The following is a 15,530-nucleotide window of genomic DNA, read 5'->3' as shown; positions in this document are numbered from 1 at the left end:
ACTCCTGGCGGCATAGATGGTCAGTATTTGCGCACGAACGGATTCGGCATGTCCAGGTCCGAGGACATCCACACGCTCTTGACCTCCATGTACTCCTTCACCGACTCGAAGCCGCCTTCGCGTCCCAGGCCGCTATCCTTGAACCCGCCGAACGGCGTCATATAGCTGGTCGACCGGTAGTTGTTGACCCATACCGTGCCGGCGCGCAGCTTCTCCGACATCAGCATGGCCCGATGCAGGCTGCGGGTCCAGACGCCGGCGGCCAGGCCGAAGCGGATGTCATTGCCGATGCGGATGGCATCCGCCTCGTCCTTGAACTTCAGCACCGCCAGCACCGGTCCGAACACTTCTTCCTGCGCGATGCGCATATCGTTCCTCACATCCGCGAAGATGGTCGGCTCGACGAACTGGCCGGCGCCGTATTCGGGCCCCGACAGCGCGCGGCCGCCGGTCACGCAGCGGGCGCCCTCCTGCTTGGCGATATCGATGTACTGCAGCACCTTTTCATACTGGGGACGCGTGGCGACGGGACCGATCTGCGTATCGGCCTTCCTGGGGTCGCCGATCTTGGCCGAACGGGTAATTTTCTCGATGCGCGCCAGGAATTCGTCGTGGATGGATTCCTGCAGCAGCAGGCGCGAACCCGCCATGCAGGTCTGTCCGCCGGCGGAAAAAATACCGGTGATGACGCCGTTGGCCGCGCGATCCAGGTCGGCGTCGTCGAACACGATATTGGGCGACTTTCCGCCCAGTTCCAGCGACACCCGCTTCAAGCCTTCCGCCGCCGTCGTGTACACGCGCCGGCCCGCCGCATCGCCGCCGGTGAAGGCCACCCGGCCCACGTCCGGATGGCGAATCAGCGGTTCGCCGACCTCGGCGCCGTAGCCGGTCAGCACGTTGATCACGCCGGGCGGAAAGCCCACTTCCCTGGCCATCTCGGCCAGTACCAATAGGGACGCCGGCGTGAATTCCGACGGCTTGCAGACGATGGTATTGCCCGCGCACAGCGCCGGTCCCAGCTTCCAGGCCGTCAGCAGCAGCGACGAATTCCAGGGGGTGATGCTGGCCACCACGCCGATCGGCTCGTAGCGCACGGTATTGAACACGCCCGGCTTGTCCATCGGCACCACGTGTCCCTGGATCTTGTCGGCCAGGCCGCCGTAGTAGTAGAAATACTTGGCGCAGTACTTCACCTGGCCCAGCACCTCGCTCATCAGCTTGCCGTTATCCCGGCTTTCCACCTCCGCCAGGCGCTGCGCGTCGCGCTCGATCCGCTCGCCCAGCTTGTAGATCAAGCGGCCCCGGTCGCTGGCCGACATGCGGGACCACGGGCCGTCCTCGAAGGCCGCCTTGGCGGCCGCCACGGCGCGGTTCACGTCGGCCGCCCGGCCGCGCGGCACCTGGGCCCAGGGTTTTCCCGTGTAGGGGTCATCCGTCTCGAAGGACTCGCCGGCCTGCGCGTCCACCCATTCGTTGTTGATGAAAAGCTTGAATTGCTCCATTTTGTCCCGGCCCTCTTCAATTGCGGTTATCGAATCAGTTCGTCGATTATGATCAGGACATCCCAGGGGCGGAACTGATGAATCATCAGCAATAGATGCGGTTTCGTCATCGATCTGGTTCAGGCGGAGGAGGCCCACATGAAGCGCAAGATCCCCAGCACGGTGGCGCTGTCCATCTTCGAAGCCGCGGCGCGGCACGAGAACTTCGCCAGGGCCGCCGATGAACTGTGCCTGTCCGAAAGCGCGGTCAGCCGCCAGATCTCGGCCCTGGAAACCTATCTGGACGCCAAGCTGTTCACCCGGGTCGGCCGGCAGGTAGTGCTGAACGACGCGGGCCGTTACTACGCCAACCGCATCGCGCCGCACCTGGAGGAAATCGAACTTCACACCCAGACGCTGATGGCCAATCGCGGCGCGGGCGGCATACTCGAACTGGCGGTCATTCCGACTTTTTCCAGCCGCTGGCTGTTGCCCCGCCTGCATGAATTCCGGGCGCTGCATCCGGACATCACGATCAACTTCAGCGAGAAGCCCGAACCCTTTCTTTTTCGGGGCACGCATTTCGACGCGGCGCTGCATTTCGACCATCCGGCGTGGACCGGCGTGGTCAAGCTTGAACTGTTCGACGAGGAAGTGGTCCCTGTGTTGAGCCCGCATCACCACGATCTCGGCTCACTGCGGAATCCGGCCGACCTGGGGCACCTTACCCTGCTGCACAAGGCCGGCAAGAACGATGTGTGGCGGCGCTGGTTCGAGACCGCGGGCGTGCGCGACGATCGCGCCCTACGCGGCATGCGCTTCGAGCTGTACTCGATGGTGATCGAGGCGGCTTGCGCGGGGCTGGGGGTGGGACTGGTCCCCCGGTTCTACGTCGACCGCGAGCTCAAGCGCGGCGACCTGGCCATTCCCTTCGACATCGCGGTCAAGCACGCCAAGCGATATTGCGTGGTGTATCCCGAATACAAAAAGGATTCCCCGGTCGTCATTGCGTTTCGCGACTGGGTGGAGGGATTGGCGCAGCGGTTCCTGCGGGAACACTCGGCAGGGCTGTCCGCGCCGTCCCTGGCCGACATGGCGCCTGTCGCGCCACGTCGGCGGGAAGTCGTGTCGACGCCCGAATAGGCGCTTGGCGGGCACGCGCCCGCCGCCGGCCCGGCGCAAGAGCACCGCCATCAGTGTATCGGTGCGTGTTGCCGGTATGCCCATGGCGCAATTTCTGGCGGAGGCGGGTTTCGGTCGCCTTATGTACCCTCCTTATGTGCCCTTATCCGCCGAACGTCCGGCCAGCACCGCGTCCAGCGCGAGCACGCCCTGGCCCGCGGGCAGCGCCAGCAGCGGATTGATCTCTACCGAGTCGAGCGTGTCGCGATGCCGGTGCGCGAATCGGGACAGCGCGACCAGGGCGTCGGCCAGGGCGCCGATATCGGCCGCGGGCATACCTCGCGCCCCTTGCAGGAGGGCGTGCCCCTTGGTGTCCCGTATCATCGCAAGCGCCTCCGGTCGTTCGAACGGGGCGATACGGAAGCTGACATCCTTCAGCACTTCCACGAAGATGCCGCCCAGCCCGAACATCACGACAGGGCCGAAGACCGGGTCCCGGTGCACGCCGGCGATGCACTCCACGCCGGCCGGCGCCATCGGAGCCACCAGCACGCCGTCTATTCGCGCCTGGGGGCAATTGCGCCGCACGGCCTGGACGATCGCATCGTAGGCCTCGCGCACTGCGGCCTCGCCCCGCAGGCGCAGCTTGACGCCGCCCACGTCGCTCTTGTGCAGGATATCGGCGGAAACGATCTTCATGGCCACCGGCGCGGAAAAATCACGAGCCGCCGCGACGGCGGCATCCGCGCTGGCGACCAACTGGCACGGTGTCACGGGTATTCCCGCACGCGCCAACACGGTCATCGCCCGCACCTCGTTATAGGTCTCCTCAAGTCGCTCGCCGGGCGCCGCGTCCCCGGCAGCAAGCGGCTCGTCGCGTGCTTCCCGCGCGGCGATGGCGCCTATGGTCTTGACCGCCGCGCTAGGGTCGGCGAACACCAGGCACCCCAAGGCCTCCAATGCGCGTCGCCGCTCAGGCGAAAACAGCGCGCTGATGGCCAGCGGCACACCGGGATGACGCGCCTGCATGGTCCGTGCGAAGTTTTCGAAGGTGGGCCACAAGGCCTCCGACGATCCGGCGGCGGCCAGAAATACCGCCATCGCATCATAGGCATCGCCCTCCAGCGCTTCCTCCACGGCGTCCAGCAGCAGGCCCGGTTCGGACACCGCCTGCCCCGTGACATCGATGGGATTGCGTGCGCTACCGAAAGGGATCCGTGCCAGCAAACGCGCCTGCGCGGCCTCCGAGGGCGCGGGCAATGCCAGCCCCGCATCGACGGCCTCGTCCGCCATCAACGCGCCCACGCCTCCCGAAATGGTAAGGACCGCCAGCCGCTTCCCCCGCGGTGGACTGCGCCACGTATCGAACGCATACCCCAGGTTGAAAAATTCCTCGACGGTACGGGCGCGCACCGCCCCATACTGGCGGAACAGCGCGTCGTAGACCGCATCGTCGCCGGCAAGCGCGGCGGTATGCGACGCAGCGGCTTGCGCCCCGGCCTGGGTTCGCCCGATCTTGGCGACGACCACCGGCTTGCCGGCGGCGCGAGCGGTGGCAAGCGCGCGACGAAGCTTCTCGCCGTCCCGGCAGCCTTCCATGTAGGTCATGATGACGCGTGTGTGCGCATCGTTGGCGAGCCAGGCGATGCAGTCGGCGACATCGATATCGGCCTCGTTCCCGGTACTGATCCAGTGCGACAGGCCCAATCCCCGGTCGCGCGCCATGGAGAATGCATACGCCCCGAATGCGCCGCTCTGGCTGACCATCCCTATGCCGCCGGCGGCGATGGCCCCATTGGCTGGCGCGGGGGAAAAAGTGGCATAGACCTGCCTGCGTACGTTCATGAACCCCAGGCAGTTCGGACCCAGCAAGCGGATCCGGCGCTCGGCAGCAATTGCGCACAACCGCGCCTGCAAGGCTGCGCCTTCGTCGCCGGTCTCCGCGAATCCGGAGGTGAAGACGACCGCCCCGCCTATCTGTCCGACGCGCGCGCGGGCCAGGGCCGCCGCCGCGTGGGCTGCTGGAACGGCCAGGATCGCGAGGTCGACGTCATCCAGCGCATCCAGGTCCGGATAGGTTTCCAACCCCTGAATCTCGTCCACGCGAGGATTCACCGGCAGGATGCGGCCGTCGTAGCCGTATTTTCGCAACAGCGTGACGGGCATGGCACCTATCTTTCCAGGCGTCGCGGATGCGCCCACCACCGCGATGCCGCGCGGTGCGAACAAGCGGGACAGCGAGTCATCGTTATGCTCGATCATGATGAGTTGGAGTATCCAAGGAAGACTTCAAGAGAAACGCACGACGCAACGGCCGATGTTTTCGCGCGCCAACAAGGCGGCCAGGGTTTGCGGCAATTCGCGCGGCTCGATGACGCGCGTCGCGGTGTCCAGCCGGGCTGGCCGATAATCGTTGGCCAGCCTGTGCCACAAGCGCTTGCGCAATGGCATGGGGCTGTTGGCGTTGATGCCGATCAACTTGACGCCGCGCAGGATGAAAGGAATGACCGACGCCGGCAGTTCCGCCCCGCCCGCGTTGCCGAAGGCGGCCGCCACGCCGTCGGGCCGCAGGCATGCGATCACCTGGGCGAGCAGCCGGCCACCGACGGAATCGACCACGCCATCCCATCTAGCGGACATCAAGGGCCGCAAGGGCGCGCCCTCATCCAGGGGCGGGATCACGTCGGCTGCACCCAGGGCGCGCAGGTAGGCCTGCACGCCCGGCTTGCCGGACATGGCACAGACCCGAAACCCCCGGCGGTCCAGGATATCGATCGCGATGCCCGCCACGCCCCCCGTCGCGCCCGTTACCAGTACGTCGCCCGCCGTCAGGCCGCAATGTTCCATCCAGTGCAGGGACAGGGCCGCAGTGTAGCCCGCCGCACCCAGCGCGGCGGCCTCCCGCAAGGTCATCCCGGCGGGCAAGGGCAGCACCCATTCGGCAGGCACGCGCGCATACTCCGCATAGCCGCCGTCGTGGTCCACGCCCGCGCCGAATCCATGCACCACGACAGGCGTCCCCGGCGCCAGGGCTGCTTCGGAGGAATGCACGATCGTGCCGGAAAAATCGATCCCCCCCACGCGCGGGTAGGCGCGAATGATCTTGCCTCGTCCCGCCTGGGCCAGCGCGTCCTTGTAGTTCAAGCCCGCATACGCAACCTGAATGAGCGTGTCGCCCCCGGAAAGGTCTTCCGTCCGGAGCGACTCGAAACGCCCTTGCGGCGCTGCCCCCGCTTCATTGCCCGCATGCAGCCGATAAGCCAGGAATTCATCTTTCGCCATGCGTATCGCCCTCCCGGGATGGATAATTTGACAACAGGCGCCGCGCGAGCGTCGCGCGATGCAACTCATTGGCGCCGTCATAGATGCGGAAGGGCCGCAACTCCTGCCAGATCATGGCCACGGGGCTATCCTCCGACATTCCCAGCGCCCCCATCATCTGCACCGCGCGGTCCGCCACCCGATTCACCGTTTCGGACACGAAAACCTTGGCCATGGCGCTGTGTTGCTTGACGGACAGGCCCTCATCCATTCTGCTTGCGCATTCCAGCGTCATGAGCCGGCTGGCATGCAGTTCGATGTACGAGTCGGCTACCATGGCCTGGACCTGCTGCAGGTCGGCCAGGCGGGAGCCGAAGGAGACGCGCTGAACCACGTACTCGCGCGCGCACGCCAGCGCCCGGCGGGCGCGGCCGATATACCGCATGCAGTGCAGGAGCCGCGCCGGCTCCAGCCGCAGCTGCGCATGCGCCAGCCCCTGCCCCGGCACCCCCAGGACCGCGTCGTCGGGGACTTCGCAGTCATCCAGGAATATTTCGGCGTGACCGCCGATCTGATAACCCGTCACCATGCCGATATCGCGCGCCACGCGGTAGCCTGGCGTATCCGCGGGAACGAGGAACAGCGTTGGCCCCTCATCCGCGCGCGCCAGCACCAGGGCGAAGTTCGCACCCACGCCGCCGCTGATGAACTTCTTGTGCCCTCGCAGCACCCATCGGCCGTTGCGCCGGTCAGCGCGCGTGCGCAACATGGACGGATCGGACCCCGCGCCCGGGCCGGGTTCGGTCATGGCAAAGCACGCCCGCTGGGTCGCCTGCGCCAAGGGCTCCAGATAACGCGCCTGTTGCGCGGACGTTCCCAGGTGCAGCAGAGTGAGCATATTGGGCTGGTCCGGCGCCGCGCAATGCAAGGCGGCCGGTCCCAGGAAGCCCCGCCCGGCTTCCTCCAGCACCTGCGCCAGGTCCCTCCATCCCAGTCCCAGGCCGCCCAGATGCGGCGGCAGTTGTGGCGCGTACAGGCCGGCCTCCCGCGCTTGCTGGCGCAAGCGCGCCACGGTCCGGTCCAAGGCTTCGACATCGCGTGCGATGGCCGGCGACTCCGCCGGAATAGCCACCTCGTCCACGAAGCGGCGCACGCGCGCGCACAGGTCGGCGACTTCGTTCGCTTGCTGCTGCATGGCTGGTCCCTCGCTTATTGGATTTGCGTACCCGTCGACTTCACCAGCTTCGCCCACCAGGCGGTTTCTTCGGAGATTTGCCGGGCGAACTCAGCGGGCGTGCTGCCCAGCGGCTCCGCGCCCAAGTCCTGGAAGCGCGTCCGCAACTGCGGATCCTGCAAGGCCTTGACGACGGCCGCGTGCAGGCGTTCGATGATCGCCGGATCGGTGCCGGCGGGGGCCATCAGGCCTTTCCAAGCCATCACGACAAAGCCTTTCTCCCCCGCCTCGTCGAAGGTGGGAATATCCGGCGCGGCGGTGGCGCGCCGGTCGCTGGGGACGGCGAGCGCGCGCAGATTGCCCGCCTTCACCTGCGGCAGCAAGGCCGGCATGTTGTCGATGATGAAATCGATATGGCCGGCCACCAGGTCGGTAACCGCGGGTCCCGTGCCCTTGTAGGGCACGTGCTGGGTCTGCAATCCCGCCCGCTGGTTGAGCAATTCGCCGGCCAGCTGGGCTGGCGAGCCATTGCCGGGAGAGCCGAAGGACAGCTTGCCGGGATGCGCGCGGGCATACTTCAGGAAATCCTGCAGGTTGGCGACCGGCAGCGACTTGTTGACCACCATCAGGTTGTGCTCGCGCTCCAGGCAACTGATCGGCGCCAGGTCCTTGGCGGGATCGAACGGCATGCTGCGATACAGGCTGGGATTGATGACGGTGGGCCCGGCGGCCGCCAGCAGCAGCGTATACCCATCGGGTGCGGAGCGGGCGACGAAATCCCCGCCGATGTTGCCTCCCGCGCCCGGCTTGTTTTCCACGATGACGGCCTGTCCCAGGATGGGATGCAGCGCCTCGGCAAGCAGGCGTCCGAGCACATCGGTGGAACCTCCCGGTGCAAATGGGATGATCAGGCGTATGGGCCGGTCCGGATAGGCTGCGCGAGCCGGCGCGCCGCCGAAGGCGGCCACAGCCGCCAAAACCGCGACCCATCTTGAAAAATGCTTGAACATGGACGTCTCCTTTGGTGAGCGGGCCATCGGTTTCTTGCACGACCGAGGTCCCTGGAAGTAACTATCTGCCAGCGATGTAGCCAGCCTGGCTCAAGGTATGCCTGGCAATGGTCAGCTGATGGATCTGGCTCGTGCCCTCATAGAGCCGGAACAGCCTGACATCTCGATAAAAGCGTTCGATCCCGTAATCGGCGATGTACCCGTAGCCGCCATGCATCTGGACGCAGCGGTCGGCCACGCGGCCACACATCTCCGAGGCGTAATACTTGCAGATGGACGCGTTCAGCGTCACGTCTTGTCCGGCATCGCGCTCCCTCGCCGTCTGCAGCACGAGCGCGCGCGCCGCCTGTATCTCGGTCTGGCAATCGGCCAGCATGGCCTGCACCAGCTGGAACTCCATGAGTGGGCGTCCGAACTGCTCGCGCTCGGCCACGAAGCGCATGGTGTCGTCCAGCATGCGGATCGCCGGGCCTATGCATAGCGCAGCCAGGTGTATGCGCTGCTTGTTCAGCACCCGCATCGCGGTCTTGAATCCCTGCCCCTCCCGTCCGCCGATGATGTTGGCCGCCGGCACACGGCAATCGTTCAGGTAGACAGCCGACACCGGCGATCCCGCCTGCCCCATCTTTTCATAGGGTTGGCCCGTGGACAGGCCCGCCATGCCCCTTTCGACAATGAAGGCAGTGATGCCGCGCGCGCCGGGTTCGTCCGGATCGGTTCGCGCCATCACGGTGAACAGGCCGGCAAGCGGCGCGTTCGTGATAAAGCACTTCTCGCCGTTCAATACATAGCTGTCGCCGTCGCGCCTTGCGGTCGTCCGCAGTGCGGTGGCGTCCGACCCCGCTTGCGGTTCGGTCAAGGCGAAGCAGCCCGTAACCGCGCCGCTGGCGAGGCTGGGCAGATAGCGCGCCTTCTGCGCCTCGGTGCCGTCCGCCACCAGCGCCTCCGAGCCGATGCCCGTATTGGTGCCCACGCGGGCGCGAAAAGCCACGGCGCATTGGGACAATTCCAGGGCCGCCAGGATCAATTCCTCGGTGGTCATGCCCGCGCCCCCGTAGGCCTCCGGAATGGAATAGCCGAACAGGCCTTGCGCCGCCATCTCGGCCACCAGGTCGGCCGGCACATCGTCCAGGCGAGCCACCTCGGCTTCGCGCGGAACCAGGCGCTCTCGCACGAAGCGCCGCAAGGAATCGATGAAAGCGGCAAAGCTTTCAGGGTCCCGGATCATCGTTGTCTCCTCACTTATCGCCGCGCCCGGCCGGGAACACGGTTGGAGCAGACTAGCAAAACGACACCTACTGCGAGACTAGTGTTTCGATATCTTGAACGCCGGGGCAACCATCCGAAGCCGGCGCGTACTATCATCGAACCACCTTAGCGGCCCCATCGAGACTCGTCATGCCCACCCACGCCGACCCCGCGTTCGCGACGACCCTGGCGCACGGGCTTGCCGTGCTGCAGACGTTTCGTCATGGGGAACCCGCGCTCAGCAACCGCGAATTATCCGAGCGGACAGGACTGTCCAAGGCCACTATTTCGCGCCTGACCACCACGCTGATGCAGCGCGGGCTGCTGCGCTTCGATCTGTCCCTGCGGCGCTATCTGCTGGGCCCGGCGCTGTTGTCCCTGAGTTATCCCTTGCTGACCAGCATCAAATTGCGGCAACTTGCCCGTCCCGCCATGTATCGCCTGGCGCAGGCTGCCGGAGGCTCGGCGTCGCTGGGCATGCATCACGGCATGCACATGGTCTACCTGGAGACGTGCCGGGGCCATGATGCCATCGCCTTTCGGCCGGACATTGGCGCCCTGCTGCCCCTAATGCCCTCGGCCATGGGCCGGGCCTGGCTGGCGCAGGCGGTCGCGCGCGATGATCGGCAAGGGATTGCCATATTGGACGCCCTGCGCGGCGCCGATCCTGCCGGCTGGCGCCGCCATCAAGCGGCCTGGGAGCAGGCCAGGCGCGATTATGCGGACTTCGGATATTGCGTGTCGGAGGGTGACTGGCATGCCGACGTGCATGCAGTCGCGGTGCCGCTGCGCCGGCAGGTGGACGGCGAAACCCTGGTCTTCAACTGCGGCGTGCCGCGGCGCAGAATACGGGGCAAGGAATTGCGCTCGCGAATCGCGCCGCGCCTGCTCACACTGGTGGCCCGCATGGAGAAGGCGATCGCCACGGAGACGAGCGATGGCTAGCGGCAATCCGGACTTCGCCACCACCCTCGCGCGCGGCATCGACATCCTGTCCTGTTTCAGCGCTGGCCGGCCGATACTGGCCAACAAGGACTTCGCGCAACAGACGGGACTGTCCCGGAGCGCCGTGGCGCGGCTGACGCACACGCTCGTAGCGTTGGGCTACCTGCGGCGCATGGGAACGCCGCCAAGGTACCGCCTCGGCGCGTCGGTGCTCGCGTTGAGCTACCCGCTGCTGGCCAGCATGCAAATACGACAACTGGCCCGCCCCTTGATGAAGCAGTTGGCCGATCATGCGCGCGGCGCGGTTTCCCTGGTGGTGCGCGACAGGCTGCAGATGGTGTATGTGGAAACCGCGCGCTCCAACGAGGCCTTGCAAACACGTCCCGACATCGGGGCGGCGCTGCCCCTGCTATCCAGCGCGGCTGGCAAGGCCTGGCTCGCCCGCGCGCCCGAGACCGACCGCGCCACCGTGCTGAATCAATTACGGGTGGCCGATCCGGCATACTATGCCGCGCACATCGAGACCCTGCCGGCAGCGAGGCGCGACCTGGAGAGCAAGGGGTACTGCGGCAACAACAGGCAATGGCGCTGCGATGCCCACGGCTTTGCCGCGCCGCTGAGCAGGCCATACCAATCGCTGCTGTATGTCTTCAACTGCGGCGTACCAGCCGACGACGGTCCCTACCGCGAACGGGCGGCCGATATCGGACCGAAGCTCGTCGGCCTGGCGAGAGAAACCGAGCGGCTCCTCGGAATGGATTAGCGCGCTCATTCCGCGCCATGTGCTGCCTAGCCTGCGACACGCTCCATGCGCACATCGTCCTGGCCCGATGGACGGTGCAATAATCCCTCTTGAGTTCTATCGCGACTTCCATCGCGCCGGCGCTTCTTCCTTGAAGGCGGCGGCGACTCCACGCAGCCCTACATCGAAGGAGAAAAACCCATGACTTGGAAGCCCCGGAACTATCCCTCGATGAGTCCGTACATCGTCTGTTCGGACGCGGAGGCATACATCGGTTTTGTAGAACAGGCGTTCGGAGGAGTGCTGCTGCGCCGCTTCAATCGACCGGACGGTTCACTGATGCATGCGGAAATCCGGATAGACGACAGCGTGCTGATGATAGGTGGCGGCGCGCCTGCGCAACCCGGTGGGCCGCACATTCATCTTTACGTACCGGACGTGGAAGCGACCTTCAATCGCGCGGTGGCCGCCGGTGCGACCGTGGTGCAAGCGCTGCAGCGAAAGCGCGCGGACGACGATCTGCGCGGCGGCGTACAGGACGCCGCGGGAACGACCTGGTGGATTGCCACGCAGTAGGTCTGTCCGCGCCCGTGAAAAGGGGCGTCGACCAAGGCAGGGGACATGCCCATCTCCGTCTCGGTCAGCGTTCCCTTTACAGAGGACCTGCTGCAAGCAGGCGTCCATACCGCGTTGGCCGTCAGCCTGTTCAAGTGCGGTGCACTGACACAAGGACGGGCGGCCAAGCTGGCGCGCATGACCGTGCCGCAGTTCCTTGAACATGTCAGTTCTCGCGGAATTCCCGTGGTCGATCACGACCCAACGGAGTTGGAGGATGAGTTAGCCGCCTTCGGAACCGGCGCTGGCGATAAATGAGCCGACCGGTCGTAGTCCACCAGCCTCAGGTAATCGACCGGCACGACGAAATGCCGCCGTCCACGGTGAAAATGGCGCCACTGGTGTACTGCGAACGGTCGGAAGCCAGATACACGAACAGGTCGGCCACCTCTTCCACGGTGGCGGCGCGGCCCAGCGGCCAGGCTCCCATCATGGCTCGCACCGCGGCCTGGCCGTCCGGCTCGTTTTCGGCGCGGGCGTGCACCACCCGGGCAAGGCGCTCGGTCGCCACGGGCCCCGGATTGACGCCGACGACGCGAATCCCGTGCTGCAGGCTGCGGCCGCCCAGCGCCCGCGTGAACGCCATCAGCGCCGCATTGCCCGTCGTCCCGGCGATGTAGTCGAAGTCGAAGTTCTCTCCTCCGTTGCCGATGTTGTTGAGGATCACGCCCGACCCGCGCGCCTGCATCGCCGGATAGAAGGCGCGGGTCAGGTTGATGTAGCCGAACACTTTCAACTCCCAGCCCTCGCGCCAGCGGGCTTCATCCACTTGCCACAGCGTCCCGCCCGGAATGCTGCCCGCATTGTTGACCAGCACGTCGGCCTCGCCCGCGAAGTCCAGCACCTGGCCGACAGCACCGGCGGCGGTAAGGTCGCACGCCAGCAAGTGCGCGCGGCCACCATGCTCCACCTCGATACGGCGCGCCAGGCGTTCGAGCTTCTCGCCGGAGCGCGCCACCAGGTAAAGTTCGCAACCCTCGGCCGCGAACGCCTTGGCCAGGCCCTCGCCTATGCCCTGGGAAGCGCCCGTCACCAGTACCTTGCGTCCCTTGAGTCCAAGATCCATGTCCATCTCCTCCTAATTCCGCAACGGCCGCCCCAGCGTATCGATTGCGCGCGGGCAGCCCTGGCGATTCAGATCACTCCCTGCTCGCGCAGTTGCCCGATATCGCTCGTCGAATAGCCCACCTCCGCGAGCACCTCGTCGGTATGCTCGCCCGTCCGCGGCGCCCGTCGCTCGATGCGGGGAGGCGTGCGCGACAGCGACACCGGCGACGCCACCAGCGGCACCTCCTCGCTCACGCCGGGATAGCGCGTCCATTCGAACGCCCCGGAACCGCGCACGATATCGTCATCCAGCACCTGGCTGGGGGAGTACACGGGTCCGGCTGGAATGCGCGCGCGCTCCAGGGTGGCCAAGGCCTCCTGCCGGGTGCGCTGCGCGCACCACCGCCCCATCATGTCGCTGAGCACCGCGCCGTTTTCCCCGCGCTTGGCATCATCCTCGAAGCGCGGATCCTCCAGCAGTTCGGGCTTGTCCATCAGGCGTACCCAGCGCTTGAACATGGGCGCCCCGACCACCTGCACGATGATCCAGCCGTCCTTCACCTTGTAGATGTCGGAGGGTCCGTAGTTGGGACTGCGATTGGCCGTCGCCGCCCGCCCCACTTTCAACAAGGCCTCCTCGATCAGGCTGCCGCTGGAAAAATTCAGCGCCGTGCGCAGCAGCGACGCATCGACCTCCTGCCCCCGGCCGCTCAGCCGGCGCTCGTACAGCGCCATCACCGTGCCGAAGGCGCAAGACATGCCGGTGGCGAAATCGACCACGGGCACCATGGCCTTGATCGGTTGGTCGGGGAAGCCCGCCATGTGCACCGCCCCGCTCATGGCCTGGCCCACGCCGTCGAAGCCCACGCGATCCCGCACCACGGGGTCGGACCCGAACGCCGAGGACGCCGTCAGGATGATGTCGGGCTTGACCTCGCACAGGCTGCGGTAGTCCAGCCCCAGGCTGGCGATGGTGCGCGGCGGCATGTTCGCCACGACGATATCGGCGGTCTGGAGCAAGCGCCGCAACACGTCCCTGCTCTCTTCCGCCTCAAGGTTCAGCGTCATCGAGCGCTTGTTCCGGTTCACCTGCAAGAAGAATGCGCCCTCTCCCTCGCCGGTCACCGGCATGACATACCGGTCCTCGCTGCCACCGACCCGATCCACCCTGATCACGTCAGCGCCGAAGTCGGCCAGCAAGGCCGCGCAGAACGGCCCCGCAATGAAACGGCCGAAGTCCAGCACCTTCACACCCGCAAGTACCTTTTCCATATTCATCCTGGTCCCGCAAATTCACAGCTCGCCATCGAAATCAGCCAGCAGATCCTGAAACCGCTCCGCGGCGCAGCGCAATACAGGCGCGATGCGCTTGCTCTCTTCGGCCAGATTCGGCTGCACATCCGCCTTGCCGCAGCTCATGCTCATCAAGATACGCTTGCGTCCCACCCGCACCGGCAGCGCCACGCCATAGGCATCGCGCTGATAGCCGGACAGCACCGAACAGATCCCGATGCGCCTGAGCTCGTCGAAGCTCTGCTGAATGCCGCGCATGAGGCCAGGCGCCGCGGAGCCCGCGTGCGTGCGCAGGCGGGCCAACAGGTCCTCGCGCTCCGCCTCGGGCAGGCCCCACAAATACGCCCGCCCTATCGACGTGGTTCCCAGCGGCAGCACGGAGCCCACGCCCAGGCGCAAGGTCCTCACCTTGTGGCTGACCCGGTAGCCGACGTAGAGCATCTCCAGGTCGTCCCGTATGCTCAGCGCGACCGACACATTGAGTTCGTCCGCCAGCTCCTGCAAGAGGGGATTGGCAATGCGCAACAGGTCGCTGCTGGCCAGATACGCATGGCCGATGCCAACCGGCGCGGCCGCCAGCTCGAACTCACGTCCGCCAGGGACGTGCCGCAGGAAGCCCAGGTGCAGCAGCGTGCTGGTCAGGCGCGACACCGTCGCCTTCGAGAGGCCGGTTCGCCGCACCAGCTCGGCGTTCGACAGTGGCGCCCGCTCCGAGCGGAAGGCACGCAGCACCTGCATGCCGCGCCTGACGGTTAGCACGGTCGCGCCCGAGGCATCGTTTCCAGCGCCCATCAACCGGCCACCTTCTGCTGGATGGACGACACCATCGCCAGCAACTGCGGACCGATCTCGCGCTCCACCCTGGCGCGCGTCATCTGCTGGCTGGATCCCACGCAGGCCAGGACGAGCGGCGCATGGTCTTCTATCATCAACGGCGCGGCGACGACGCCCATATCCCGGTCCCATTCGCCCAGCGACGTGCAGAACCCCGTATTCAAGACCTGGGCGATCGCCTCGCTGGTGCGCCGCCGCACCCGCGGCCACTCCCGCGGCGTGCGTCGCTCGACGTTCTCCAGCAGGTAGTAGCGCTCCAGCTCGGGCAAGGCCGCCAGCAGCGCCCACCCCATGGGCGACGAAGCGATGCCCACGCGCACGCCCACGTGCAGATTGAGAGCGAGGCTGGACTCCGCGCTATGGCAGGTTTCCAGCACGATCATGTCCAGGCGGTCGCGCGAGCTCAGGTTCATGTGGACCTTGTGGCGCTCGGCGAAAGAACGCATGCAGACGCCCGCCAGGCGTTGCACGTCGGAATTGGCGGTGGCGCCGTAGCCCAGTGCAAGCGCGGAAGGCGCGAGTCGGTACCGGCGCCCTTCCGGCTCGTGAAACAGGTAGCCCAGCGATACCAGGGTCTGCGCGATGCGCGTCACCGTGGAGGCAGGCAGCCCGGTACGCACCGACAGGTCGCGGTTCCCCAGCCAGCGGTCGCCCGGCGTATAGGAAGCCAGGATGGACAAGGCCCGGGCGAAGGGCGCGACCAGCATGCGCGACGCGTCTGCCCCGGCGACTTTTTCCGGCATCTGCTGCTCCTGGTG

General features: G+C 66.4%; 15 protein-coding genes. 5 read left to right on the top strand and 10 right to left on the bottom strand.

What is annotated here, in order from left to right; translation table 11 throughout:
• Positions 1 to 20: 20 nt before the first annotated feature.
• On the bottom strand, positions 21 to 1,502 hold the full coding sequence (locus C7R54_RS20530; protein ID WP_129152285.1) for an aldehyde dehydrogenase: 1,482 nt from the start codon (positions 1,500 to 1,502) through the stop codon (positions 21 to 23).
• A gap of 138 nt (positions 1,503 to 1,640) precedes the next feature.
• Between C7R54_RS20530 and C7R54_RS20525 the strand changes: the two genes are divergently transcribed.
• Positions 1,641 to 2,624 carry a LysR family transcriptional regulator gene (locus C7R54_RS20525; RefSeq protein WP_129152284.1) on the top strand — a complete coding sequence of 328 codons (984 nt, stop codon included), beginning with the start codon at positions 1,641 to 1,643 and terminating at the stop codon, positions 2,622 to 2,624.
• A gap of 132 nt (positions 2,625 to 2,756) precedes the next feature.
• Here C7R54_RS20525 and C7R54_RS20520 read toward each other — a convergent pair whose 3' ends face one another.
• The 5 genes from C7R54_RS20520 to C7R54_RS20500 form a co-directional block, all read right to left on the bottom strand.
• A complete protein-coding gene (locus C7R54_RS20520; RefSeq protein WP_129152283.1) occupies positions 2,757 to 4,865 on the bottom strand; it encodes an acetate--CoA ligase family protein in 2,109 nt (702 codons plus the stop codon).
• 27 nt (positions 4,866 to 4,892) lie between these two features.
• Positions 4,893 to 5,885 carry an acrylyl-CoA reductase family protein gene (locus tag C7R54_RS20515; RefSeq protein ID WP_129152282.1) on the bottom strand — a complete coding sequence of 331 codons (993 nt, stop codon included), beginning with the start codon at positions 5,883 to 5,885 and terminating at the stop codon, positions 4,893 to 4,895.
• Positions 5,872 to 7,059, bottom strand: a complete 1,188-nt coding sequence (locus C7R54_RS20510; RefSeq protein ID WP_129152281.1) for an acyl-CoA dehydrogenase family protein — start codon at positions 7,057 to 7,059, stop codon at positions 5,872 to 5,874. Before C7R54_RS20510 ends, C7R54_RS20515 begins: the two co-directional genes overlap by 14 nt.
• Before the next feature lie 14 nt (positions 7,060 to 7,073).
• The gene (locus tag C7R54_RS20505) at positions 7,074 to 8,048 is read right to left on the bottom strand and encodes a Bug family tripartite tricarboxylate transporter substrate binding protein (protein WP_129152280.1); all 975 of its coding nucleotides are present in this window, start codon (positions 8,046 to 8,048) and stop codon (positions 7,074 to 7,076) included.
• A 61-nt stretch (positions 8,049 to 8,109) separates the two neighbouring features.
• Positions 8,110 to 9,276 carry an acyl-CoA dehydrogenase family protein gene (locus C7R54_RS20500; protein ID WP_129152279.1) on the bottom strand — a complete coding sequence of 389 codons (1,167 nt, stop codon included), beginning with the start codon at positions 9,274 to 9,276 and terminating at the stop codon, positions 8,110 to 8,112.
• A gap of 170 nt (positions 9,277 to 9,446) precedes the next feature.
• Here C7R54_RS20500 and C7R54_RS20495 point away from each other — a divergent pair, with 170 nt between their 5' ends.
• The 4 genes from C7R54_RS20495 to C7R54_RS20480 all read left to right on the top strand — a co-directional run bounded on the left by C7R54_RS20495 (position 9,447) and on the right by C7R54_RS20480 (position 11,856).
• Entirely contained in the window at positions 9,447 to 10,241 is a 795-nt protein-coding gene (locus C7R54_RS20495; RefSeq protein WP_129152278.1) for an IclR family transcriptional regulator, read from the top strand.
• Positions 10,234 to 11,004: an IclR family transcriptional regulator gene (locus tag C7R54_RS20490; RefSeq protein WP_129152277.1), complete on the top strand. Its 771-nt coding sequence runs from the start codon at positions 10,234 to 10,236 to the stop codon at positions 11,002 to 11,004. Before C7R54_RS20495 ends, C7R54_RS20490 begins: the two co-directional genes overlap by 8 nt.
• Positions 11,005 to 11,184: 180 nt before the next feature.
• Positions 11,185 to 11,559, top strand: coding sequence for a VOC family protein (locus C7R54_RS20485; RefSeq protein ID WP_129152276.1), 375 nt, complete (start codon positions 11,185 to 11,187; stop codon positions 11,557 to 11,559).
• 45 nt (positions 11,560 to 11,604) lie between these two features.
• Entirely contained in the window at positions 11,605 to 11,856 is a 252-nt protein-coding gene (locus tag C7R54_RS20480; RefSeq protein ID WP_129152275.1) for a UPF0175 family protein, read from the top strand.
• 25 nt (positions 11,857 to 11,881) lie between these two features.
• On the opposite strand, the gene C7R54_RS20475 is transcribed toward C7R54_RS20480, so the two are convergent.
• The 4 genes from C7R54_RS20475 to C7R54_RS20460 form a co-directional block, all read right to left on the bottom strand.
• A complete protein-coding gene (locus tag C7R54_RS20475; RefSeq protein ID WP_129152274.1) occupies positions 11,882 to 12,664 on the bottom strand; it encodes an SDR family oxidoreductase in 783 nt (260 codons plus the stop codon).
• A gap of 68 nt (positions 12,665 to 12,732) precedes the next feature.
• Positions 12,733 to 13,917: a CaiB/BaiF CoA transferase family protein gene (locus C7R54_RS20470; protein ID WP_129152273.1), complete on the bottom strand. Its 1,185-nt coding sequence runs from the start codon at positions 13,915 to 13,917 to the stop codon at positions 12,733 to 12,735.
• A gap of 21 nt (positions 13,918 to 13,938) precedes the next feature.
• The gene (locus C7R54_RS20465; protein WP_129152272.1) at positions 13,939 to 14,730 is read right to left on the bottom strand and encodes an IclR family transcriptional regulator; all 792 of its coding nucleotides are present in this window, start codon (positions 14,728 to 14,730) and stop codon (positions 13,939 to 13,941) included.
• Positions 14,730 to 15,515, bottom strand: coding sequence for an IclR family transcriptional regulator (locus C7R54_RS20460; RefSeq protein WP_129152271.1), 786 nt, complete (start codon positions 15,513 to 15,515; stop codon positions 14,730 to 14,732). Before C7R54_RS20460 ends, C7R54_RS20465 begins: the two co-directional genes overlap by 1 nt.
• Between the last annotated feature and the right edge of the window lie 15 nt (positions 15,516 to 15,530).

The organism is Achromobacter aloeverae (assembly GCF_004121055.1).
Classification (GTDB): Bacteria; Pseudomonadota; Gammaproteobacteria; order Burkholderiales; family Burkholderiaceae_B; genus Bordetella_C; species Bordetella_C aloeverae.
The sequence above is the reverse complement of the archived record's forward strand: the minus strand, read 5'-3'. Positions and strand labels throughout refer to the sequence as shown.